The organism is Bradyrhizobium sp. 613_E4_N2_2, assembly GCF_052075995.1.
Lineage (GTDB): Bacteria > Pseudomonadota > Alphaproteobacteria > Rhizobiales > Xanthobacteraceae > Bradyrhizobium > Bradyrhizobium barranii.
In genome coordinates, this window is record NZ_CP197234.1 from 1,910,323 (window position 1) to 1,934,410 (window position 24,088).

21 protein-coding genes are annotated in these 24,088 nt (G+C 64.1%); 7 read left to right on the forward strand and 14 right to left on the reverse strand.

The genetic code is table 11. The features are described from left to right. Nucleotides 1-101: 101 nt before the first annotated feature. The 9 genes from AB7290_RS09030 to pqqA all read right to left on the reverse strand — a co-directional run bounded on the left by AB7290_RS09030 (nt 102) and on the right by pqqA (nt 9,175). Nucleotides 102-1,949, reverse strand: a complete 1,848-nt coding sequence (locus tag AB7290_RS09030) for a 2-oxoacid:acceptor oxidoreductase subunit alpha (protein ID WP_085405213.1) — start codon at nt 1,947-1,949, stop codon at nt 102-104. Next, nucleotides 1,919-3,718: an FAD-dependent oxidoreductase gene (locus AB7290_RS09035; protein ID WP_085405212.1), complete on the reverse strand. Its 1,800-nt coding sequence runs from the start codon at nt 3,716-3,718 to the stop codon at nt 1,919-1,921. Before AB7290_RS09035 ends, AB7290_RS09030 begins: the two co-directional genes overlap by 31 nt. Nucleotides 3,719-3,953: 235 nt before the next feature. Beyond that, the gene (locus AB7290_RS09040) at nt 3,954-4,631 is read right to left on the reverse strand and encodes a DUF4286 family protein (protein ID WP_135214843.1); all 678 of its coding nucleotides are present in this window, start codon (nt 4,629-4,631) and stop codon (nt 3,954-3,956) included. A gap of 143 nt (nt 4,632-4,774) precedes the next feature. Further along, a complete protein-coding gene (pip, locus tag AB7290_RS09045) occupies nt 4,775-5,761 on the reverse strand; it encodes a prolyl aminopeptidase (protein WP_085405210.1) in 987 nt (328 codons plus the stop codon). Next, nucleotides 5,751-6,944: a pyrroloquinoline quinone biosynthesis protein PqqE gene (pqqE, locus tag AB7290_RS09050; protein ID WP_085405209.1), complete on the reverse strand. Its 1,194-nt coding sequence runs from the start codon at nt 6,942-6,944 to the stop codon at nt 5,751-5,753. Before pqqE ends, pip begins: the two co-directional genes overlap by 11 nt. Next, entirely contained in the window at nt 6,941-7,252 is a 312-nt protein-coding gene (gene pqqD / locus AB7290_RS09055; protein ID WP_085405208.1) for a pyrroloquinoline quinone biosynthesis peptide chaperone PqqD, read from the reverse strand. The genes pqqE and pqqD overlap by 4 nt, the downstream gene beginning before the upstream one ends. Before the next feature lie 12 nt (nt 7,253-7,264). Then, nucleotides 7,265-8,020, reverse strand: a complete 756-nt coding sequence (gene pqqC, locus AB7290_RS09060) for a pyrroloquinoline-quinone synthase PqqC (RefSeq protein ID WP_175618535.1) — start codon at nt 8,018-8,020, stop codon at nt 7,265-7,267. 20 nt (nt 8,021-8,040) lie between these two features. After that, on the reverse strand, nt 8,041-8,970 hold the full coding sequence (gene pqqB / locus AB7290_RS09065) for a pyrroloquinoline quinone biosynthesis protein PqqB (protein ID WP_085405207.1): 930 nt from the start codon (nt 8,968-8,970) through the stop codon (nt 8,041-8,043). Nucleotides 8,971-9,094: 124 nt separating this feature from the next. After that, nucleotides 9,095-9,175, reverse strand: coding sequence for a pyrroloquinoline quinone precursor peptide PqqA (gene pqqA, locus AB7290_RS09070; protein ID WP_007595659.1), 81 nt, complete (start codon nt 9,173-9,175; stop codon nt 9,095-9,097). A 248-nt stretch (nt 9,176-9,423) separates the two neighbouring features. Here pqqA and AB7290_RS09075 point away from each other — a divergent pair, with 248 nt between their 5' ends. The 6 genes from AB7290_RS09075 (at nt 9,424) to AB7290_RS09100 (ending at nt 13,838) form a co-directional block, all read left to right on the forward strand. Next, entirely contained in the window at nt 9,424-9,681 is a 258-nt protein-coding gene (locus AB7290_RS09075) for a DUF6894 family protein (RefSeq protein WP_063981427.1), read from the forward strand. 212 nt (nt 9,682-9,893) lie between these two features. Then, entirely contained in the window at nt 9,894-11,294 is a 1,401-nt protein-coding gene (locus tag AB7290_RS09080) for an amidase family protein (RefSeq protein ID WP_085405206.1), read from the forward strand. Between the two features lie 2 nt (nt 11,295-11,296). After that, nucleotides 11,297-11,773 (forward strand): glutathione peroxidase, encoded by a 477-nt coding sequence (locus tag AB7290_RS09085; protein ID WP_085405205.1) that lies wholly within the window; start codon nt 11,297-11,299, stop codon nt 11,771-11,773. Continuing rightward, nucleotides 11,770-12,027, forward strand: a complete 258-nt coding sequence (locus tag AB7290_RS09090; RefSeq protein WP_015684132.1) for a DUF3297 family protein — start codon at nt 11,770-11,772, stop codon at nt 12,025-12,027. Before AB7290_RS09085 ends, AB7290_RS09090 begins: the two co-directional genes overlap by 4 nt. 138 nt (nt 12,028-12,165) lie before the next feature. Next, nucleotides 12,166-13,335 carry a D(-)-tartrate dehydratase gene (gene tarD / locus AB7290_RS09095; RefSeq protein ID WP_071910182.1) on the forward strand — a complete coding sequence of 390 codons (1,170 nt, stop codon included), beginning with the start codon at nt 12,166-12,168 and terminating at the stop codon, nt 13,333-13,335. A 215-nt stretch (nt 13,336-13,550) separates the two neighbouring features. Then, a complete protein-coding gene (locus tag AB7290_RS09100) occupies nt 13,551-13,838 on the forward strand; it encodes a GIY-YIG nuclease family protein (RefSeq protein WP_085405204.1) in 288 nt (95 codons plus the stop codon). Nucleotides 13,839-13,985: 147 nt separating this feature from the next. On the opposite strand, the gene AB7290_RS09105 is transcribed toward AB7290_RS09100, so the two are convergent. The 4 genes from AB7290_RS09105 to AB7290_RS09120 all read right to left on the reverse strand — a co-directional run bounded on the left by AB7290_RS09105 (nt 13,986) and on the right by AB7290_RS09120 (nt 19,406). Then, nucleotides 13,986-15,131, reverse strand: coding sequence for a DUF418 domain-containing protein (locus AB7290_RS09105; protein WP_085405202.1), 1,146 nt, complete (start codon nt 15,129-15,131; stop codon nt 13,986-13,988). 189 nt (nt 15,132-15,320) lie between these two features. Then, a complete protein-coding gene (locus tag AB7290_RS09110; RefSeq protein ID WP_135214825.1) occupies nt 15,321-16,769 on the reverse strand; it encodes an MmgE/PrpD family protein in 1,449 nt (482 codons plus the stop codon). A gap of 220 nt (nt 16,770-16,989) precedes the next feature. After that, entirely contained in the window at nt 16,990-18,342 is a 1,353-nt protein-coding gene (locus tag AB7290_RS09115; RefSeq protein WP_085405200.1) for a malonyl-CoA decarboxylase, read from the reverse strand. A gap of 266 nt (nt 18,343-18,608) precedes the next feature. Further along, nucleotides 18,609-19,406 (reverse strand): AraC family transcriptional regulator, encoded by a 798-nt coding sequence (locus tag AB7290_RS09120; protein ID WP_167768049.1) that lies wholly within the window; start codon nt 19,404-19,406, stop codon nt 18,609-18,611. Between the two features lie 60 nt (nt 19,407-19,466). Between AB7290_RS09120 and AB7290_RS09125 the strand changes: the two genes are divergently transcribed. Then, nucleotides 19,467-20,639 carry an MFS transporter gene (locus AB7290_RS09125; protein WP_085405199.1) on the forward strand — a complete coding sequence of 391 codons (1,173 nt, stop codon included), beginning with the start codon at nt 19,467-19,469 and terminating at the stop codon, nt 20,637-20,639. Nucleotides 20,640-20,919: 280 nt separating this feature from the next. Here the strand turns inward: AB7290_RS09125 and AB7290_RS09130 are convergent, their stop codons facing one another. Further along, nucleotides 20,920-24,078: an efflux RND transporter permease subunit gene (locus tag AB7290_RS09130; RefSeq protein WP_085405198.1), complete on the reverse strand. Its 3,159-nt coding sequence runs from the start codon at nt 24,076-24,078 to the stop codon at nt 20,920-20,922. Nucleotides 24,079-24,088: the final 10 nt, after the last annotated feature.

Below are 24,088 nucleotides of genomic sequence, written 5' to 3' on the forward strand. Positions count from 1 at the left end.
GGCCGGGCTTGACCCGGCCATCCACGTCTTGGCCGGAGAGAAGGAAGGCGTGGATGCCCGGGTCAAGCCCGGGCATGACGGTGGAGAGAGCAAAGCGTAGGTCATGACACGGCCTTGCGGAGCGGGGTCACCTTGAGGTGATCCTGGTGGTCGCCAATGGCTTTCGCGATGTAGCGGGCGGTGATCGGGGTGCCGTCATAATGCACGATCGGCACGAGGCGCACCGGGTCGATGCCGTTCTCGTTGACGATGAGCTGGCGGAGCTGGGCGTCGCGGTTCTGTTCGACCACGTAGACGAAGTCGTGCTCGGCGAGGAAGCTCGCCACGCTCGAGTGGAACGGGAAGGCGCGGATGCGCAGGCGGTCGAGCTGATGTCCGCGCGCCTCCAGCAGGCCGATCGCCTCGTCCATCGCGGGCGAGGTCGAGCCGAAATAGATCACGCCATATTTGGTCGGCCGTTTCGCGTTGGCCTGGAGCGGGCGCGGGACCAGGTCCTGCGCGGTCTCGAACTTGCGCACCAGGCGCTGCATGTTGTCGGCATAGACCGAGCCTTCCTCGGAGTAACGCGCATAGCGGTCGCGCGAGGTGCCGCGGGTGAAATAGGAGCCCTTGGTCGGATGCGTGCCGGGATAGGTGCGGTAGGGAATGCCATCGCCGTCGACGTCGAGATAGCGGCCGAAGTCGCGGCCTTCCTCCAGCATCTCCGTGGTCATCACCTTGCCGCGGTCATACTGTTTCGCGTCGTCCCACTTTAGCGGGCGGCAAAGACGGTGGTTCATCCCGATGTCGAGGTCGAGCATCAGGAAGATCGTGGTCTGGAGCCGTTCGGCAAGATCGAATGCGGCCGCCGCGAACTCGAAGGCCTCAGCCGGATCTTCCGGGAACAGCAGCACGTGCTTGGTGTCGCCATGCGAAGCATAGGCGCAGGCGATGATGTCGCATTGCTGGGTGCGGGTCGGCATGCCGGTCGAGGGACCGGCGCGCTGGATGTTCATGATCACGGCCGGGATCTCTGCGAAATAGGAGAGGCCGATGAACTCGGTCATCAAGGAGATGCCGGGGCCGGAGGTCGCGGTGAAGGCGCGGGCGCCGTTCCAGGAGGCGCCGATGACGATACCGATCGAAGCCAGCTCGTCCTCGCCCTGCACGATGGCGTATTTCGCCTTGCCGGTCTCGGGATCATGCCGGTACTTCTTGCAGTGGGCGGTGAAGGCCTCCGCCACCGACGAGGACGGCGTGATCGGATACCAGGCGCACACGGTGGCGCCGCCATAGACCGCGCCGAGCGCTGCGGCGCTGTTGCCCTCGATGAAGATGCGGTCGCCGACCTTGTCGGTTTTCTTCACCCGCAGCCCGATCGGGCATTTCAAATTCTGCAGCGCCCAGTCGCGGCCGAGATGCAGCGCATGGACGTTGGAGGAGAGCAGCTTCTCCTTGCCCTTGTACTGCTCGCCGATCAGCTGCTCGATCAGCTTCGGGTCCATGTCGAGCAGCGCCGAGAGGCTGCCCAGATAGATGATGTTCTTGAACAGCTGGCGCTGGCGCGGATCGGTGTAGGTCGAGTTGGTGATCGCGGTGAGCGGCACGCCGATCACGGTGATGTCGTCGCGGAATTTGGTCGACGGCATCGGCTTGGTGGAATCGTAGAACAGATAGCCGCCGGGCTCGATGCCGGCGATGTCCTTGTCCCAGGTCTGCGGGTTCATCGCCACCATCATGTCGACGCCGCCACGGGCGCCGAGATGGCCGTCTTCCGTCACCCGCACCTCGTACCAGGTCGGCAGGCCCTGGATGTTGGAGGGGAAGATGTTGCGGGGGGAGACCGGAACGCCGTGACGCAGGATCGCGCGCGCGAACATCTCGTTGGCGCTGGCCGAGCCCGAGCCGTTGACGTTGGCGAAGCGGACGACGAAGTCGTTTACGCTGCTGAGCGGCTTTTTGTCGGACATGTCGAACCTGCGTAAGTCATCTCGATGAAATATTTCTGCATGTCCCAGGCTCCGGTGGGACAACGCTCGGCGCACAGCCCGCAATGCAGGCAGACGTCCTCGTCCTTAACCATCACGCGCCCGGTCTTGAGATCAGAGGACACGTAGAGGTCCTGGTCCGGATGCGGCGAGGGCGCCTTCAGGCGCTGGCGTAGGTCGCTTTCCTCGCCATTATCAGTGAAGGTGATGCAGTCCATCGGGCAGATGTCGACGCAGGCGTCGCACTCGATGCAGAGCGAGGTCGAGAACACGGTCTGGACGTCGCAGTTCAGGCAACGCTCGGCTTCGCCCAGCGCCAGCTTGACGTCATAGCCGAGCTCGACCTCGGTGCGGATGTCCTTCAGCGCAATCACCTTGTCGCGATGCGGAACCTTGAAGCGCTTGTCGTTGGAGATGTCGTTGTCATAGCTCCATTCGTGGATGCCCATCTTCTGCGAGGAGATCTGCACCTCCGGCAGCGGCCGTTCGGTGATGTCATCGCCCGAGAGCATCTTGTGGATCGACAGCGCGGCGTCATGGCCCTGCGCCACGGCCCAGATGATGTTCTTCGGGCCGAACGCGGCGTCACCACCGAAGAACACTTTCGGATTGGTCGAGACGAAGGTCTTCGGATCGACCTTGGGCATGTGCCATTTGTCGAACTCGATGCCGCAATCCTGCTCGATCCAGGGGAAGGCGTTCTCCTGGCCGACCGCGACCAGCACGTCGTCGCAGGGAATGGTCTGATCGGGGTCGCCCGAAGGCACCAGATTGCGGCGGCCTTTGGCGTCGTATTCGGCTTTGACGTGCTGGAAGGTGACGCCGATGAGCTTGCCGGCGACATGCTTGAATGCCACCGGCACCATATAGTTGAGGATCGGAATGTCCTCGTGGATCGCGTCTTCCTTCTCCCAGGGCGAGGCCTTCATCTCCTCGAAGCCGGAGCGCACAATGACTTTCACGTCTGCGCCGCCGAGGCGGCGCGCGGTGCGGCAGCAATCCATCGCCGTGTTGCCGCCGCCGAGCACGATCACGCGCTTGCCGATCTTGTCGATATGGCCGAACGACACCGAGGACAGCCAGTCGATGCCGATATGGATGTTGGCGGCAGCTTCTTTCCGGCCGGGAACGTCGAGCTCGCGTCCGCGCGGTGCGCCGGAGCCGACGAAGATCGCGTCGTATTTCTCCGCGAGCAGCGCCTTCATGCTCTCGATGCGATGACCGCCTTTGAACTCGACGCCGAGACCCAGGATGTAGCCGGTCTCCTCGTCGATGACCGAATTGGGCAGGCGGAATTTCGGGATCTGCGTGCGCATCATACCGCCGGCTTCGGGATCGCCGTCGAACACGGTGCAGTGATAGCCGAGCGGAGCAAGATCGCGCGCCACCGTCAGCGAGGCGGGGCCACCGCCGACGAACGCAACGCGCTTGCCGTTCTTCGGCGCGGGGCGCGGCAGGCGCTGCCTGATGTCGTCCTTGAAGTCGGCGGCGACGCGCTTGAGGCGGCAGATCGCCACCGGCGTTTCCTCGACGCGTCCGCGACGGCACGCCGGCTCGCATGGACGATCGCAGGTGCGTCCCAGAATTCCTGGGAACACGTTCGATTTCCAATTGATCATGTAGGCGTCGCTGTAGCGGCCTTGTGCGATCAGTCGGATGTATTCGGGAACCGGGGTGTGTGCAGGACAGGCCCACTGGCAATCGACCACTTTGTGAAAGTAGTCGGGGGCCGCGATGTCGGTCGGTTTCATTCCTACCCTGTCCGCACAGGCCCAAAGACCCGGCGGCCTTTTCTTGAGCTTGGCGAACGCTAATGCGCGTCGATCTGGTTTATGAATGACGTCATTGGGTTAGCTTATTAGAACCGTTCCGAAGTACAACGGCAAATTTACGCGATCACCTGCTTTCATAGGTGCTGCGCGCGCTCAGCATTAACGGCCGCGCGCAAGATGCGTGCGGTGCAATATGTTGCGTTGCGGATGGCCGCTAGCCGGGCGCGATATCGCTCTTCGCGAGATCCCACATCAGGCTGTAAGTGCCGACGGAGACAGGAAGCGGGAAGGGCGATGCGGCGGGGCCGGTAAAGCGTTCAGCAATGACGGCGGAGACCGCGCCGACATGCGTGCCGTCGATCAGCACGAACCAGTCGCGCGCGCCCTCATTGCGCACCGCTGGAATGTCGGCCGTCGCGCCCGACAATTCCGGCTCGCTTTCGAGCAGATGCATCGAGATGATGCCCTCGCGCTCCCCGGGCGTCAGCTTTTCGTGCAGTGCATCACGCCATGTCCCGGCATTGTCGGCGCTCGGCCGCAGCCGCACCAGCCCGAGTGCTGCGCCGCGACCAGTGCCCTTGCTGATGGTGATGCGCGCGACGACGCGCAGCATGTTCTTGAAATGCGCCATGGTCCGCCGCGACCATTCGGTCTGGTTGGCGAGGCGGGCCCGGTAGGCGGGACTGTCGAGCACGTCGAGCGTCGCGGTCGAGTACAGCGAGAGATATTTGGGATTGGCGGCATGCGCGACATAGCGCCGCGCCTCCAGGAAACCCTCGATCGCGACGCGCTCTTCCAGATGCTCGCGATCGTACCAGCGGTTGAAATCGGCCTCATCTGGAACGTCGATGTTCATCGACGTCAGCAGCATGCCTTGCCCGGCGAGCGGCATTGTTCTTGTCCTTCCCATTCAGACCCTCATGGCGGGGAGCCACGAAGTGGCATCTCGAACCATGAAGGCCCCGCTGCTAGATCCGGCCCTTATCCTTCGAGACGCGCTCCTTTTGGAGCGCTCCTCGGGATGAGGAGATCGATCTAGCCCGCGGCTTTCGACGCGAGATCGGCGATCGACTTCATGACCGCGTCCCGCACGCCGGCATCATAGAGCGAATGTCCGGCTTCTTCCACGATCCGAATCTCGGAACCCGGCCAAACTTTCGCAAGCCGCTCGGATATCTCAGGAGGGCACAACAGATCGTAGCGGCCCTGCACGATGATGCCGGGAATGCCGGCGAGCTTGCCCGCATTCCGCAACAGCTGGTTATCCGTCATGAAGCTGTCGTGGACGAAATAATGCGCCTCCATGAATGGCGTCGCGGGCAGCGTGCGCCACACGTTCAGCGATGCCAGGTCCAGCCGTGTCTTTGCCGCCTTGTGCTCAGACAGAGCGCGCTCGGTGTCGTGCCAGGCCCGCGACGCAGGACCGTGCACAGCCGGATCGGCATCGAGGATGCGGCGCCAATAGGCGTCCACCGGGTGTGCGCGCTCATCGACCGGCAGCACGCTCAGAAAATCCTCGAAGAGCGCCGGATAGAATTGTGACAGGCGCGATGTGAAAGCGGTTTCGACCTCGGCGCGGGTGCCCAGGAAGGTTGCGCGGAGCGCAATGCCGGAGACACGCTCGGGATGCGCCTCGGCATAAGCCAATGCCAGCGTCGCCCCCCAGGAGCCGCCGACCACCATCCAGCGGTCGAAGCCAAATTTCTCGCGGATATTCTCCATGTCCGCGATCAGATGCGCCGTCGTGTTGTGCTCGCGCGATCCCTTGGGCCGGCTGCGACCGCAGCCGCGCTGGTCGAACAGCACCGCGCAGAAGCGTTCGGGATCGAACAGCTTGCGATGGTCGGGTTGGCAGCCGCTGCCGGGCCCGCCATGCAGATAGATGGCGGGGACGCCGTCAGCACGACCGACGCTCTCGACATAGAGCTCGTGGCCGTCGCCGACGTCGAGCATGTCGGAGGTCAGCGGCGCAAAGGGATCGGCGCGTTTGGCGGATGCGGCCGCGTCGGCGTCAGGCATCATTCCCGGATTCCAGAGTGCCGCCGGCGAAATTGCGATAGAGGAAGCGGTTGGTCTCGCCCTCGGCCTCGCGCTCGGCCTGCTTGAAGATGGTCTCGTGCAGCGGCGACAGCGCGCAGGCGGGGTCGGTGTTGGCGGCATCGCCCGTCAGCGCAAAGGCCTGGCAGCGGCAGCCGCCGAAATCGATCTCGCGGAATTCGCAGGTCTTGCACGGCTCCTTCATCCAGCCGGTGCCGCGATAGCGGTTGAAGGCATCCGAGTTCTGCCAGATCCAGGCGATCGAATGGTTGGAGCGCACGGATTCGAACTCGAGCCCGGTGATGCTCTCGGCGGCGTGGCAGGGCAGCACCTTGCCGGCCGGCGAGATGTTGAAGAACTGCCGGCCCCAGCCGCCCATGCATTTCTTCGGCCGCAGCGCGTAATAATCGGGAACGACATAGTCGATGGCGAGCGTGCCCTTCAGCCGCTCGCGCGCCTCCTCGACGAGGCGGGTGCACTCGTCAAGCTGCGCCACGGTCGGCATCAAGGCAGCGCGGTTCTTCAGCGCCCAGCCGTAATACTGGACATTGGCGACCTCGAGCCGGTCGGCGTCGAGGTCAACAGACATCTGGATGATGTCGGGGAGCTGGTGCAAATTCTGCCGGTGCATCACCGCGTTCACGGTGAGCGGCAGATCGAGCTCGCGGGTCCATTTCGCCACTTCGAGCTTCTTGCGATGCCCGTTCTTGTAGCCGGCGACGCGGTCGGCGATGCCTTCCTCGACACCCTGGAAGCTGATCTGCACATGGCAGAGGCCGGCGTCCGCGAGCGCGCTGAGCCGCTCGCGCGTCAGCAGCACGGCCGAGGTGATCAGATTGGTGTAGAGGCCGGCATCGCTGGCATGTTTGACCAGCTCGACGAGGTCCTTCCGCGCCGTCGGCTCGCCGCCAGAGAAATGCACCTGGAGCACGCCGATCTCGGCGAGCTCGCTCAAGACCCTCTTCCACTCCTCGGTCGTCAGCTCCTTGCCGGAGCGATCGAGCTCGACCGGGTTGGAGCAATAGGGGCATTGCAGCGGGCAGCGATGGGTGATCTCGAGCAATACGGCGAGCGGAATGCCAAACGCCTCCGCCGTCGAGCGGCTCTTCTCCAGCACCGCGAGGCTGTCGCTGATGTCGGGCGGAAGATTGCCGAGCAGGTCGCTCATGACGTCTTCTCCCGGGCCTCGGTGAGGAAGCCCTTGTCGGCGAGATCCTGGAGCATGACGATGACGTCCGCCAGGATCGCTTCGCGCGGCGCGGCGTATTTCGCGGCCAGCTGGTCGGCGAAGTCGCCGACATTGCGCTCGCCGTCGCAGAGCTGCAAGACCTCGACCGCGATCTCGTCGGGCGCCAGCACCCGTTCCGGCGCCAGGATCACCCAGACCTTGCGCGTCTCGTCATATTTCAGCTTGGCATGCCGCGGCAGCACAGGGCGGCTTGCCTCGCTGACGCTGATGTTCCGCGGCCCGACCATTGCGCTTGTCCCTCAGCTCGCTTTGGGCACGAACGCGCCCGGTGGAATGTGGCCCTCGACATAGGCGTGCTGGAGCGCATCGAGCTGCACCCACAGCACGTTGGTCTTGAAGATCAGCGCGTTGCAGACGGAGGCGCGCTGCTCCGGCGTCGTGGCATGCGCCTTGACGTAGTCGAGCGCGAAGCCGGCATCGCGCGGCGCCTGCGCCAGCCGCCGCTTGAAGTAGCTCATGATATCAGGATTGACGAAGTCGTAGTGCTCCAGCATGCCGGAGATGCGCTCCTCGTGCAGGTTCGGCGCGAACAATTCGGTGAGCGAGGAGGCAATCGCCTCCAGCGGGCTCTTCTCGCGGCAGTAATGGACATAGGCTTCGACCGCGAAGCGCGTCGCCGGCAGGATGCCTTCGGTCGATTCCACATAGGCCGTGTCGAGGCCGAGGCCTTCGGTCAGCTTCAGCCAGCGCTCGATGCCGCCCTCGCTGCCGACGTCGCCGTCATGGTCCTCGATGCGGTGGCGCCATTCCAGCCGCGTAGCGCGGTCGCGGAAGCGCGAGATCACGACGGCGTCCTTGATCGGGATCGTGCTCTGGTAATAGTAGCGGTTGAGCGCCCAGGCCTGCACCTGGCCCTTGTTCAGCTTGCCGCCGTGCAGCAGCTTATGGAACGGATGCAGACTGTGATAGCGCGTCGCGCCGATATGGCGCAGCGTCGCCTCAAGCTCCTCGGCCGAGTTGAGCCTGATGTCCTTGCCAACAGAGAGCGCGGTCATTCCAGTCAGTGACGCGGCATTCACAGCACGATCTCCGTTCCGTCGGCGGGTATCCGCCAGCCCGCGGCTTCAAGCGCTTTGCGCTCGGGCGTATCGGGCAGCAGCGCCGGATTCGAGTTATTGATATGCAGAAACATCTTCCTGTCGAGAGTGAGGTCGGCGAGGCGCGCGATCGCGCCATCGTGACCGGACATCGCGACATGGCCCATGCTCTTGCCGGTCTTGTGGCCGAGCCCGGCCTTGATCATCTCGTCATCCTGCCAGACCGTGCCGTCAAAGAACACCAGTGCGGCGCCGTCGATCTCGGCCTTGAGCGCGTCGGTCACCTCGGCGCAGGCGGCGATGAAGTAGAAGCACTTGCCGGTTGATTTGTCCGTGATCTTGAGCCCCAGCGTATCGCCGTCGCCGCTCTCGCCGCCGGGATGCGCCTTGCCTTCCAGATACCAGGCCGACTTGCCGGGCACCGCGAAGGGCAGCACCTCAAGTCCTGAGCGCGCGCCATCAGGCAGCCGCGGCTCGAACGGCTCGTGGATGGAAATCGGCTGGCGCTGTACGTTCTTCTCGTTCAGGACGTTGAAGATGCTGTTGCTCTTCAGGATCGCCAGCACCTTCGTATGCGCATAGACCGTGAAGGGCGATCCCTCGCGCATCGACAGCAGGCCCGCGACCGCATCCACCTCGCTGTTGGTCAGGATCACGCCTGCAACAGGTGTATGGCGCAGCGCGCCGGCCTTGGGATGCAGCTGCGGCGTGGCGTTCAATTGCTGGCGAAGATCGGGGGAGGCGTTGATCAGGAACCAGTGCTCGCCGTCGCCACTGAAAGCGACCGAGGCCTGGGTTCTCTGAAGCTCCTGGCCATTTTCACGGGCCGCCCGGCAGCCCTCACACCCGCAGTTCCATTGCGGGACTCCGCCGCCGGCCCCGGCGCCCAGGACGACGACGCGAAGCATAATACGTCTCCTGGAGGGAACGTCGCGAGGTGGATCTCAGGCCGACACGGATGCCGACAAAGCTCGTGTCTTCCGGAAACCGATCGTGACCGAAAGATCCACCTGCGCAGAAACCACCAACCGCTTACTTGCGGGTGGCGCTCACATACATGTTGATTTCCATGCCACAGGGCACTTCGACGATCTTCGGGGCTTTCCAAGCCATTTTGGCTCTCCATTTTCACGAATTCGGACGTATCCGCCCAACGGTTAAAGTAATGCGAGCGGAAAACTTCGCTAGTGAAATCTTCCCGAGAAAGCCATGTTGCGCCGCGAAAATGATGTTGGAACATCACTTCCCGTGATGCTGCCTTGCGCGTGGCGCATTCGGTCGCGAACCCTGTCCTGATAAAGCAGTTGTGAGTGCAGTGCAGCTTTCAATCCGGTACAGGCCTCCCAATTTGGACCCTCGTGATGCCCAGATACTTCTTCAACACCCGCATCGGCGACGAATTGATCGTGGATCCCGACGGAGAGGACCTGCGTAACCCCGATCGCGCCTGGGAGGTCGCCCGCCAGATGATCCTGGAGGTGGTGAAGTCGGAGGGCGCCCAGCCGGCGCTCATGGAGGCCGTGATCGAGGTGACCGACGACGACGGGGAGATCGTGCTCGAATTCCCGTTCACCGAGGCCCTGCTGGACATCCCGGATCAGTCCGCGACCAGGCATTGAGGCCCCCGCGCTCTCCCCCGTCATTGCGAGGAGCCCTTGCGACGAAGCAATCCAGACTGTCTCCGCGGAGGGATTCTGGATTGCTTCGCTGCGCTCGCAATGACGGAGAATGAGGCGCCACCCGGCGCCAAACCCGCTCTTCCTCCCCGCGAAATCCGCATGGCTTTGCCGCGTTCCCGGCGCTAAAAGACGCCGGTTAAACGGAGCAAGCCATGCAAGATCTCTGGCGCCTGTCGGCCGCCGACCTCGCCACCCTCGTCAAGGCCAAAAAGGTGTCCGCCCGGGAGGCCGCCAAGGCCGGCCTCGCCCGCCTGGACGCCGTCAATCCCCAGCTCAACGCGGTGATCGACCACCGGCCGGAGGACGTGCTCAAGCAGGCTGACGCCGTCGATGCCGCCATCGCCCGGGGAGAAGACCCCGGTGTGCTCGCCGGCGTGCCCGTCACCATCAAGGCCAATGTCGACCAGGAAGGCTTTGCCACCACCAACGGCCTGAAACTCCAGCGCGACCTGATCGCGCACGAGGATAATCCGGTGGTCGCCAATTTCCGCAAAGCGGGCGCCATTCTGCTTGGCCGCACCAATTGCCCGGCCTTCTCCTATCGCTGGTTCACCACCAATCTGGTCCATGGCGACACCAAGAACCCCCGCGATGCCTCGCTGACCCCGGGCGGCTCGTCCGGCGGCGCCGGCTCGGCGGTCGCGGCCGGCATCGGCCATATCGCCCACGGCACCGACATCGCCGGCTCGATCCGCTATCCCGCCTATGCCTGCGGCGTGCACGGCCTGCGCCCGACGCTCGGCCGCATCCCCGCCTTCAACCCGGCGCTGCCGGAGCGTCCGATCGGGCCGCAGATCATGGCCGTCTCGGGCCCGCTGGCGCGCACGGTCAACGATCTCAGGATCTCGCTCGAAGCCATGTCGGCCCGCGACATCCGCGACCCCTGGTTCGTGCCGGCGCCGCTGGAGGGCCCCGCGCGGCCGAAGCGCGCCGCGCTCTGCCTCAATCCGGACGGGCTTGCGACCAAACCGGAGGTGAAGGCGGCCGTGACTGACGCCGGCAAGCGGCTGGAGCGCGCCGGCTGGACTGTCGAGGTCATCGAGAACACGCCGCCGATGCGCGAGGCGGTCGCGTGGCAGAGGAAACTCTGGCTTGGCGACGGCTATGAGGCGCAGCTGGAGATGGCTGAGCGCGAAGGCGATCCCGGTGCGCTGGCCTGCCTGCGCGGCAATCGCGCCAAGGTCACGCCGATGGACCAGGCGGACTACGCCAAGGCGCTCACGCGCCGCGCCGCACTGACCCGCGACTGGATGCTGTTCTTCGAGAAATATGCCGTCGTGCTCACGCCGGTGTCCGGCGAGTTGCCGTTCCCGGATCATCTCGACCGCAAGGACAGTGAGTCCTTCGAGCGTGTCTGGGAGGCGCAGATGCCGCAAATCGCGACCCCGTTCATGGGACTGCCGGGCCTGGTGGTCTCCACCGGTCTGGTCGGCAAGGCGCCTGTCGGCGTGCACATCGTGTCCGGCCGCTATCGCGAGGATCTGTGTCTGCTCGCAGGCGAAGCGATCGAGGCGGGCGGCGTGCCGCCGTCGCCGATCGATCCCGTGGGTTAGTGATGTCTGTGATCTACGACTTCAAGGCCAACTCGCTTCTCGGCGAGGAGGTGCCCATGCGCCGTTTCGAGGGGCAGGTGCTGCTGATCGTCAACACCGCGAGCAAATGCGGCTTCACGCCGCAATATCGCGGGCTCGAGGATCTCTATCGCGACCTCTCGCCGCGCGGCTTCTCGGTGCTCGGCTTTCCCTGCAACCAGTTCGGCGCGCAGGAGCCGGGGCCGGCGAGCGAGATCCAAGCCTTCTGCTCCACCAACTACGACGTCACCTTTCCCCTGTTCGAGAAAATCGACGTCAACGGCGCCCATGCGCACCCTCTGTATGACTACCTGAAACGCCAGCAATCCGGCCTGCTGGGCGCCTCCATCAAATGGAATTTCACCAAGTTCCTCGTGGACCGTGCCGGCAAGGTGATCGCGCGCTACGCGCCGACCGCACGGCCGGAAGGACTGCGGAATCAAATCGAGACCCTGTTATGAGCGAGACAATCATGAGCGACGAATTTCCGGACCGCCTGTCGGTCGACCCGAACAGCCCCTATTACAACGCGGATATTCTCTCGCGCGACGTCGGCATCCGCTTCAAGGGTGTCGAGAAGACCAATGTCGAGGAGTATTGCATCAGCGAAGGCTGGGTCCGCGTCACCGCCGGCAACGCCAAGGACCGCCACGGCAATCCGCTGACGATCAAGGTGCATGGTCCGGTCGAGCCGTATTTCAGGGATAAGAAGTAAGCGCGCGTATACTCTGTCCTCGTCATTGCGAGGAGCGCAGCGACGAAGCAATCCAGGGTCTTTCCGCGGTGACAGTCTGGATTGCTTCGCTCCGCTCGCAATGACGAACGTTTCTCACCGTTAGCGAAAGCCAATCCCATGTCCGTCCGCATCGTCGACGTCCGCGAGATCACGAAGCCGATCTCTTCGCCGATCCGCAACGCCTATATCGACTTCACCAAGATGACGACGAGCCTCGTCGCCGTCGTCACTGACGTCGTCCGCGACGGCAAGCGCGTCGTCGGCTACGGCTTCAATTCCAACGGTCGCTACGGGCAGGGCGGCCTGATCCGCGAGCGCTTTGCCTCGCGCATCCTGGAGGCCGATCCGAAGTCGCTGCTGAATGCGGCCGGTGACAATCTCGACCCCGACAAGGTCTGGGGCGCGATGATGACCAACGAGAAGCCGGGCGGCCATGGCGAGCGCTCGGTCGCGGTCGGCACCATCGACATGGCGGTGTGGGACGCGGTGGCGAAGATCGCAGGCAAGCCGCTGTTCCGGCTGCTCGCCGAGCGGCACGGCGTCAAAGCCAATCCGCGCGTGTTCGTCTACGCCGCCGGCGGCTACTACTATCCCGGCAAGGATCTCTCGATGCTGCGCGGCGAGATGCGCGGCTATCTCGATCGCGGTTACAACGTCGTGAAGATGAAGATCGGCGGCGCGTCGATCGAAGACGACCGCACCCGCATCGAGGCGGTGCTGAAGGAGATCGGCAAGGACGCGCAGCTCGCGGTCGATGCCAACGGCCGCTTCGATCTCGAGACCGGCATCGCCTACGCCAAGATGCTGCGGGACTATCCGCTGTTCTGGTACGAGGAGGTCGGCGATCCCCTCGACTACGCGCTGCAGGCCGCGCTCGCCGAATTCTATCCGGGCCCGATGGCCACGGGCGAAAACCTGTTCAGCCACCAGGACGCGCGCAACCTCATCCGCTACGGCGGCATGCGTCCCGACCGCGACTGGCTGCAATTCGACTGCGCGCTATCCTACGGCCTCTGCGAATACCAGCGCACGCTGGAGGTCCTGAAAACCTACGGCTGGTCGCCGAGCCGCTGCATCCCCCACGGCGGCCACCAGATGTCCCTCAACATCGCAGCCGGCCTCGGCCTCGGCGGCAACGAGAGCTATCCCGACCTGTTCCAGCCCTACGGCGGCTTCCCGGATGGCGTGCGCGTCGAGAACGGCCACATCACCATGCCCGACCTGCCGGGCATCGGCTTCGAAGGCAAGTCGGATCTCTACAAGGAAATGAAGGCGCTGGCGGAGTAGGATTGGGCTCGACGGCCGCGCCGACACTCTCCGTCATTGCGAGCGCAGCGAAGCAATCCAGAGTCTTTTCGCAGAGGCAGTCTGGATTGCTTCGTCGCTGCGCTCCTCGCAATGACGGCGGAGAGAGCTGCGTTCTGTCACGCCTATTGCAAATGCTGCTCGCGATCATCTCTTGGTTGTGATATCGTGAACGCTCTCGTTGATCGAGAATAATCATGAAGCAGCCCTGCGTGTACATGTTCGCCAATCGTCGCAATGGGACGATCTACGTCGGCGTCACCTCGAATCCGCCGCGCCGCGCGTTCGAGCATCATGAGGGCCTGGTGAAGGGCTTCTCGTCGAAATACGGCTGCAAGCTTCTCGTCTGGTACGAACTGCACGCGACAATGACCGATGCGATTGTACGTGAGAAGCAGATCAAGGGTGGCAGCAGAGCGAAGAAGCTTGCGCTGATCGAGAGCGCCAATCCGGACTGGACGGATCTCTACGAGACGCTGATCTGACTACAGGGGGAGTGGCGGTAGTAGGCGAGAGGGCGCCACTCATCCCGTCATTGCGAGCGTAGCGAAGCAATCCAGAATCTTTCCGCGGAGGCAATCCGGATTGCTTCGTCGCAAGTGCTCCTCGCAATGACGGCGGAGGGACCTTGGTCACTGCACGCCCTCCACCCGTGACAACAACATCGGCTGCAGTGCACCATACATCAGCGTGCGCCACAGCCATTCGATCGGGCCGTGTCGGTAGTGGCGCAGCCACCATGCGCTGAACAGCACCTGTCCGACGTAGACGGCGATGCCGATAGCGAGGGCCTGGGTGATGCCGAGCCGTCCGAACAGGCCAAGGCCGTAGCCGTAGAAGATCCAGCCGAAGATGAGCGATTGTGCGATGTAGTTGGTGAATGCCATCCGGCCGAGCGGCGCGGCCCAGCCGAGCAGCCTCTTGCCGCGTCCGAAACTGGCGATGAAGAGGATGGCGGCACCATAGCCCAGCGCCAGCAGGATGTTGCCGAGCGGCTCGATGCCGACGTAAAGCAAGGCCGCGCCGAGACAGATAGCCGGAAGCGCGATGACGAGCAGGCCGCGGGCATTTTGCAGAATGCCGCTCCGCCAGGCCAGCGCTCCGACGAGAAACAGCCCGATCGTGCGCAAGAAGACGAACGCGTGCAGGGACGCGATGAGAGGAATTTCGCGGAGACGAAACGCCAGCACGTCGAGGAAGCCGCCCGTCGCATAGATGCGATTTGCATCCATGACGTCCCGCCAGATCGCGGTCCTGCCGGGAAACAACCCCGCGGGCGGAAAGGCCTGCATGGCCAGATACAGCGCGAGAGACGCCAGCGCGGCGAGCGTCAGCAACCAGCGCGGGCCAAACAGGAACGGCAGCACGATGAATCCCGCCAGTGCATATTCGGTGAGGATATCGCCGTTCCAGATCAGGCACAAATGAATGACGCCGAACACCAGCAGCACAGCGAGCCGCCGCAGGAGCAGGAAAGTGCGGCGCTCGCTGTTCGCGAGCCGGTCGAATTGAATGGCAAGGCCTGCGCCGAACAGCAGCGAGAACAGCGCAAACGCCTTGAGCTCCACGGCCTGCGTCAGGATCGTTTCGACAGCGCGATCAACCGGCGAAGCAAGCGTCCTGGCACCAAGAAACTGCTCGAAGATCGAAATGCGAAATTCCATGACCACGTTGATGGCCATGACGCCGAACAGGGCAATGCCCCGCAGCACGTCGATGGCGTCGATCCGGTCCGAGGGGCTTATTGCCCGAGGAGATGCGGCACCATCGGATGTCATGGAAGAATTCCAATTGTAGCTCGACGACGCGTGGCGCGGGGCGAGATGCCTGCCACACGCTCCGTCATTGCGAGCGCAGCGAAGCAATCCAGAATCTCTCTGTGGAGGCAGTCTGGATTGTTTCTTCGCAAGAGCTCCTCGCAATGACGATGTGGCGAAAGTCTGCCATCCCTTACGAAATTTCGCTCCTCACACGCGTTGCAGCAGCGGCCGCAAGCTGCGGATGTCGGTCACAGCCTCAATCTCATACACCGACTTGATCAACCGCTCGGCCTTCTCGCCGCCGACCACTGGGGCAATCAGATCGCGTGCCTTGTCGATGACCTCGTCGCGCGTCATCGGGTTGCGCGGCGTGCCGCGCACGGCGGTGACGCGCTCGGAGAGGCGGCTTCCATCAGTGAGCTCGATCTCGACGACGGCGACGCGCACCGGCAATAGTTTGGCCAGCTCCTCGTCGCGCACCAAATTCACTTTGGCGCGCTCCTTCAAAACCGCCGCGTCCTGCATGCGCGGCTTGTCGTGGGCGGCGTGGAAGGAGGCGGTCTTGTCGAGCAGCATCACGGCGACCATGTGCTGGAGACAGATGTCGGGGATGTCGCGGTTGTCCACGACCTCGGCGACGGACGGCGCGAGGCGCACGGTCACGCGCTTGACCTGATCGGCCTCGAACGCCTGCTTGCTGCGGATGGCGTAGACCGCATCGAGCGGTCCCTGGATCGGTGAACCCACCGTCCATTTCTTGATGTCGGTGCCTGCGATCTCGTAACGCTCGCCAAGCTTCTCCACGAGTTTGCCGGTCGCAGCCTTCGGCGCATAGGCCAGGAAGTAATTGTCTGGCCCTGAGAACACGTCGTCGACGCCGTTCCAGTCCGAACGCACCAGCAGTGCTGACGTCACGCCGTTGCGGGCCGGCATGCCGGCGAACACAAACCCTTTCTCGATATGGTCGACGTCGCGCCGCCACACGATGAAGCCGGAGGATTGCTGCGCGGCATAGTCGAGCACCCAGCGCATCCGGCGCGCATCGAAGCCGGCGACACAGGCGGCAGCAGCCGAGGCGCAGAACGTGCCGGCAATGCTGTGCGTGCTCAGCACGCTCTCATAGCTGAAATCGGCCCCGCCCATTGCCATCACCACGCGCGTGCCGACGTCGTAGCCCAGCGTCACCGCACGCAGAAAATGGGCGCCGTCGATTCCGAGGTGTTCGCCGAGCGCAAGTGCCGCGGGAACAGTCGAAGAGCCGGGATGCGAGCGCGACGGGCTGTGCGAATCGTCGGTCTCGTCGGCATGCGCCATGACGCCGTTGGCAAGCGCGGCCTCGACTGGCGACGCGGTGAGCGATGTGCCGGCAATGGTCGATGTCCCCTGCGCAGCATTGGCGCGAATGTAGCGCTGCGCCGCCTGACCGGGCGGCAGCTCCGATCCTGATACCATCGACGCCAGCGTATCGAGGATGTGGTGCTTTGCTTGTTCGACGACTTCGGGTGGCAGCGCGCGGGTTTTCGCAGCGCTCATGTAGTCGCACAGCGCCGTCATTTCTGGCCCGGAGCCAGATCCCTCCGCGAAACTCCGTGCGGGCGAAAGCGAGAGGCTGGTTGCCGCCGCTGCGGTCAGGCCGAGAAAGTCGCGTCGTTTCATGGTGTCCCGTCTTTGGTGCAGGAACTGATGAAACGTCTAGCGCTTAGGACAGCCGCGTGTCTAGTAGCCGACGCTGGCGCCAGAAGCGCCCTGGGTGCCACCACATCCTCCGTCATTGCGAGCGCAGCGAAGCAATCCAGTCTCTCTCCGCGGAGACAATCTGGATTGCTTCGTCGCAAGAGCTCCTCGCAATGACGATGGGGCGCGAGCAGGGCTGCCCCTACGACAGCCGCATATCCAGCAGCCTGCGCCCCTCGCCCTTCAGCAGCTTCTTCACCGCGCTCGACGCCACGACCTCACCGTCGTTGGCGTAGGCTTCGTGGTTCTTCTCGATGTCGTCGAGGCGGTAGAGGTAGTTGACCATCACGCCGGCGGACTCGCGTGCGCCTTTCGGCGAGAGGTCGCCGAGCCAGTTGATGCGCTCGAGCCGTGCGCCGTTGCCGAGATGGAAGCGGGCGACGGAATCGATCAGCTTGCCCTTCGGCGTGCGCGCCTTCAGGAAGTAATAGGCCGCGAGCGGCTCGATCACGGTGCGGAGCAGCGTCGTCGTCTCGGGGTTCTCGAACCATTTGGGATCGTCGAGGCGCTTCAGCACCTCGCGGTCCTCGTCCGAGAGCGGCAGGTCCCTGTCCTGCTTCACCCATTGCATGAAGCCCGGCACCGGCGACAGCGTCACGAAGGTGTCGAGTTTTGGCGTCTCGCGGCGCAGCTCTTCGACCACCTGTTTGATCAGGAAGCTGCCGAAGGAGATGCCGCCAAGCCCGCGCTGGGTGTTGGAGATCGAATAGAACACCGCGGTGCGCGCACGCTCGATCGGCAGATGCTGGCGGTCGACCGCCAGCAGCGGCGCGATCGCACCGGGGATCGTCTCGGTCAGCGCCACCTCGACGAAGATCAGGGGCTCGTCAACCATCGCGGGATGGAAGAAGGCGTAGCAGCGCCGGTCGACCGGATCGATGCGGCGGCGCAGGTCGTCCCAGTCGCTGATCTCGTGCACGGCTTCGTAACGGATGATCTTTTCGAGGATGTTGGCCGGGGTCGACCAGTCAATCCGGCGCAGCACGAGAAACCCCCTGTTGAACCACGACGAGAGAAGGTGCGAGACGTCGCGATCGAGCGCGGCGAGATCGGTGTGCCCGTTCATCATGCCGAGCAGATCGGCGCGCATGTTGACGAGATCGCCGGTGCCGCCCGGCGCGCGGTTGAGGCGGCGGATCAGCTCCTGCCGGCGCGGCTCGGAGGCGAAGTGCAGCGAGCTCGCGTCTTCGTCACTGGGCTTGGCGCGCCATTTTTCGATCGCCTTGGACAGGCGTTCGCGATCGGGGCCGAAATCGCGCACCAGGGCTTCGAAGAAGGCGCGGCGTCCTGCCGCATCCAGCTCCTGGTAGATGTCGAGCACCTCACGCGCCATGGCAGTGCCCGAAGCTTCGCCCCGGCCCGACAGCAGCGCACCGCAGAGCTCGATCAGCCCGTCGGCATCGTGCTTGGTGTCGTCGGAATCCCCGCGGCGCAGCAGCGTGCGGCCGCGATCGGAGATGGTGGCGAGCAGGTCTGAGAAGAAGGCGTTGGCCATCTGGTCGTTTCGATTCCGGTTTGTGCGCTGCGGAAGCTTACACGGGATTTAGGCGGAAGCCGATCACAATCAAGCAGGGGAATTTTGTATCTTTCGTGGTGCCATGCGCCACCAGGAAAGCTGTCATGCCCCGCGAGGGCGAGAGTGCCACCAAAGCTGTCATGCCCCGGCTTGACCGGGGCATCCAGTACGCCGCGGCCTCTCGGCTCAATCACGGCCGTCTGGAATACTGGGTCGCCCGGTCAAGCCGGGCGACGACACCGTGACTACTTCCCCGCAAACTCCGTCGGCGTCCGCCCCGTGACCTGACGGAATGCTGCCGAAAACGCCGGCACGCTGGCATAGCCGAGCTGGGTGGCGAGCTGCTTCACCGACACATTGGGGTCGGTCGACAGCCGCTGGATCGCTGCCGCAACCCTTGCGCGCTGGCACCAGCTCTTGAAGCTCAATTGCGTCTCGGTCGAAAACAGCCGCGACAACGTACGCACGGAGGTTCCGACCTCGCGCGCCAGCGTGTCGATGTCGTGCAGGCCGGTGGGATCGTCGAGCACGATCATCGCGGCGCGCCGGCAGCGCGGCTCATGCGGCAGCGGCACGAAGGTCGCGGAATCCTCCGCCTGGTGCAATTCCAGCATCACCAGGCGGACCAGCAGCTCGGTCCGCTCCTCGGTGTTGCGTGTGTCGAACAGCGCGAGGATCGCCTGGTTGAGCAGCGGCGATACTCGCACCACGAATTCCTTGGTCAGCCCCTCATAGCGTTGCTCGCGCTTGAGCCAGGGCAGGTCGAAATACAGCGTGCGCATCTCGATGTCGGCGAGCAGGTCGAGGGCATGCTCGAGCCCGGCCGGCACCCAGACGGCGCGGTCCGGCGGCACCAGCCAGCGCCCCGCGGGCGTCGTCACCTGCATCGTCCCCCTGGCCGCGTAGATGAGCTGTGACTCGCGGTGCATATGCGGATCGATCCGCATGCCCTTGGGATAGTCGCGTGCAACCAGGTGCACGCCCGCGGGCGAGAGATGGTTGCTCCGGACCTCCCGGAGGATTGGCGTTTCCAAGACATTCATTGGCGGCATCCCGTCATGGGTCCGACATATAACTCATTTCGGAGCAAGAGAGGATTCGGAATGAACAGCCCCAGCCGGGTGATCAGTTTCGTCAACGCAGGCCATTTCATCGACCATTATGCGATGCTGATTTTCGCCGCCGCCGTAATCATCATGGGGCCGGCGCTCGGCATGGCCTATTCGGAACTTCTGCCCTATGCGACGCCGGGCTTCGTCGCCTTCGGCGCGGGCTCGCTGCTCACCGGCTGGCTCGGGGACCGCTGGAGCCGCCGCCACATGATGCTGATCTTCTTCGTCGGCATCGGTGCTTCCATGATCTCGGTCGGCTTCGTGCAGACCCCGGCACAGCTTGGCGCGGCGCTGTTCGCGATCGGCATTTTTGCTTCGATCTATCACCCCGTCGGCACCGCGATGATCGTGTCCTATGCCGACCGGCTCGGCCGCGAGATGGGGATCAACGGCGTCTGGGGCAATCTCGGCGTTGCGTCGTCCGCGCTGGTTACCGGCGTGATCGGCCAGTATCTCGGCTGGCGTTTTGCCTTCATCGTGCCCGGTGTCGTCACCATCCTGATCGGCATCGCCTTTGCGATGATGGTCGTGCACGAGGACCGCAAGGGCTCGAAGCAGGCGGCAGCTCAAGCGCGCGTGGCGAAGAAAGACATGTGGCGCGTGATCCTGTCGCTGCTGATCGTGGTCATCGCGATCTCGACCACGTTCAATGCGGTCACCGTCGCGCTGCCAAAACTGTTCGCGGAACGGCTTGCGGACCTGACGAAAAGCCCGGCGCTGCTCGGCGTCATCGCCGCCTGCGTCTACGTGTTCGGCGCGATGACCCAGTACACGATCGGCCGGTTGCTCGACCGCTACTCGCTGAAGACGGTGGCGCTGCCGCTGTCCTTTATGCTGGCGCCGTTCCTTTATCTCGCCGCGAGCCTGTCCAATCTGCCGCTGATCCTGGTCTCGATCGGCATCGTCATGGGTGCGTTCGGGCAGGTCACGGTGAACGATGCCATGGTCGGCAAATACACCAGCGAGGAATGGCGCTCGCGCGCCTATGCGGTGCGCTATTTCATCGGCTTCACCGCCGCGGGCGCCTCCGTCGGCCTGGTCGCCTGGCTCTACGAACAGGGCGGCTTCGTCACCATGCTGCACGCCTTCGCCGCGCTCTGCCTTCTCGCGATCGCCGCCGCCATCATCCTGCCGCGCGAGATCAGGACGCCGGCGGCGGCGTGAGGCCGGGGCTCTCTCCGCTCGTCATTGCGAGGAGCGTAGCGACGAAGCAATCCAGACTGCCTCCGCGGAGGGACTCTGGATTGCTTCGCTGCGCTCGCAATGACGGGTGATGAGGAGGGAGGTCGCCCATACCCCCATCATGCCATTCTGCCGGTGTTTTGCCCGACGTGTCAAAGCACCGGAACGCTCAAAAAAGCCCAATGCCATCAACGCCGTTCTACTGTGCATGGGGTTGTTTTCGACTTTTTTGTTTGTCGGCAGCCCGCCCTCCGCGGAAAAACTACGGCTTCACCTCGGCCACCGTCTTTGCCTTCGGCGCCTTCTTCGACGTGCGCCAGTTCTCGAAGCGCTGCACCACCACGAAGAAGGCCGGAACGAACAGCACCGCAAGGCAGGTCGAGGCCAGCATGCCTGAGAATACGGTGATGCCGATCGACTTGCGGGCGCTGGCGCCGGCGCCGGTCGCGATCACCAGCGGCACCACGCCGAGGATGAAGGCGAACGACGTCATCAGGATCGGCCGGAAGCGGGCGCGCGCCGCCTCGATCGCGGATTCCAGCACCGGCTTGCCGTCGCGGTTATGCAGCTCGAGCCCGACCTCGACGATCAGGATCGCGTTCTTGGCCGACAGCGCGATCAGCAGGATCAGGCCGATCTGGCAATAGAGGTTGTTGTCGATCTTCAAGGCGTTGAGGACGAGCATGGGCCCGATCAGCGATAGCGGCACCGCGAGGATCACCGAGATCGGCGCGTACCAGCTCTCGTACTGGCCGGCGAGCACGAGATAGACCAGCAGCATGGCAAGGCCGAACACCCAGTAGATCTGGTTCGAGACGGCCTTCTCCTGATAGGACATCGCGGTCCACTCGTAGCCCGTGCCCGGCGGCAGCGTCTTGTCCGCGATCTCCTCCATCAGCTGCAGCGACTGGCCGGACGAGTAGCCCTGCGCCGGCAGGCCGACGATGGTCGAGGAAGGGTAGAGGTTGTAGAGGCTGATCAGCGACGGGCCGGTGGCCGGCGTGATCGTGGCGACGGTGCCGATCGGGATCATGTCGCCGTTCGAGTTGCGTACCTGCATGTTGGCGATGTCGCGCTCGGTGACGCGGAATGCCGGATCGGCCTGGGTATAGACCTGGAACACGCGTCCGAACTTGTTGAACTGATTGACGTAGGACGAGCCGAGATAGGTCGACAGCGCCGCGAACACCTGATCGGTGGTGACGTGCAGCGTCTGGGTCTTGATGCGGTCGATCTCGACGTTGAACTGCGGCACCGACGAGCGGAACGAGGACGATACGCGCTGCAGCGCGCTCTGGCTCTGGGCGTTGGAAACCATCGCGCCGGTGATGGCCTGGAGCTTTGCAAAATCGCTGTTGCCGTCGCGCAGTTCGATCTGCATCGAGAAGCCGGCCGCGTTGCCGATGCCCTGGATCGGCGGCGGCGGCAGCACCAGGGTGCGCGCCTCCATGATGGTCGCGAGCTTGTCATTCAGCCCGTAGACCAGCGAACGCAGATCCTCGCCGGGCCCTTTGCGCGCCGACCAGTCCTTCAGGATGATGTAGGCGACGCCGGCATTGGCAAGGCTGGCGCTGTTGTCGAGCGCGGAGATACCGGCGATGGTGATGACCTGCTGGACACCAGGCGTGTCCTTGATCAGCTCGCTCGCCCTGTCGAGCACCGTCTGGGTCCGCTCCAGCGCGGCGCCATCGGGCAGTTGCACGGCCGCTATCAGGTAGCCCTGGTCCTCGATCGGCAGGAAGCCGGTCGGCACCCGCGACAGGCCGTAGCCGCCGATCCCGATCAGCACCAGTGCGAATGCGACCGAGATCGTGCTGTTCCTGCACAGCACGCCGATGAGGCGCGTGTAGCCCCGCTCGACACGGTCATAGACGGCGTTGAAGCCGCGGTAGAAGAAATTGCGCTGCTCCGGCGGCACCGTGGGCCGCAGCCAGAGCGCGCATTGCGTCGGCTTCAGCGTCGCCGCGTTGATGGCGGACAGCAGCGCGGTCGCCGCGATCACCAGCGCGAATTGCGAATAGATGCGCCCGGTGAGGCCGGCGAGGAACGATGCCGGCAGGAACACCGAGATCAGCACCAGGGTGATGCCGACGATCGGCGCGAACAGCTGGTCCATTGCCCTGATCGCGGCGTCGTGGCCGTTCATGCCCTGCTCGATGTTGTGCGCGGCACCTTCGACCACGACGATGGCGTCGTCGACGACGATGCCGATCGCGAGCACGATCGCGAACAGCGTCGACATGTTGATGGTGAAGCCGAGCGCCGCCATCGCCGCGAAGGCGCCGATGATGGTGACGGGCACGGTGGTCGCCGGCACCAGCATTGCGCGCCAGTCCTGCAAGAACACCAGGATCACGACCAGCACCAGCAGGCCGGCCTCGATCAGCGTCATGTAGACCTCGTGCACCGAGGCTTCGACGAATTTGGTGGTGTCGAACGGCGTGTCGTATTTGATGCCTTCGGGGAATCGCTTTGCAAGCTCCGCCATCTTCTTCTCGACGGCCTGCTCGACCTGGAGCGCGTTGGCGCCCGGCGACTGGAACACGCCGATGCCGGTGGCCGGCTGATTGTTCAGCGAGAAGATCTGGCTGTAGGTCTGCGCGCCCAATTCGACCCAGCCGACGTCGCGCACGCGCGTGACGTCGCCACTGGTGCCGGTCTTGACGATGATGTTCTCGAACTGGGTGGTGTCGTCGAGCCGGCCGTTGACGTTGAGCGTGTACTGGAACGCCTGTCCCGGCGGCGTCGGCGGCGCGCCGACCTGGCCGGCCGAGACCTGCTGGCTCTGCTGCTGGATCGCCGTGACGACGTCCGACGGCATCAGTCCGCGGACCTGGAGCTTGTTCGGATCGAGCCACACCCGCATCGAATATTGGCCGGCGCCGAACACCGTGACGTTGCCGACGCCGGGCAGACGCGAAAGCTCGTCGCGGATGTTGATGGTGGCGTAGTTGCTCAGATAAAGGCTGTCGAACGTCCTGTCCGGCGAGGTCAGCGTCACGAACAGCAGGATCGAGGTCGACTTCTTCTGGACGGTGACGCCCTGGTTCTGCACGGAGGTTGGCAGCTGCGACAGCGCGCTGGAGACACGGTTCTGCACCAGCACCTGCGCGAAGTTGAGGTCGGTGCCGATCTTGAAGGTCACGGTCAGCGTATAGGTGCCGTCGGAGCCGCTGTAGGACTGCATGTAGAGCATGTCCTCGACGCCGTTGACCTGCTGCTCGATCGGCAGCGCGACGGTGTCGATCACGGTCTTGGCGCTGGCGCCGGGATAGCGCGTGGTGACCTGCACCGTTGGCGGCACCACGTCGGGATATTGCGCGACCGCGAGGTTGAACAGCGCGACGCCGCCGATCAGGATCATCAGAAGCGCGATGACATTCGAGAGGACCGGCCGTTCGATGAAGAATTTCGAGATCATGGCTGGCGAC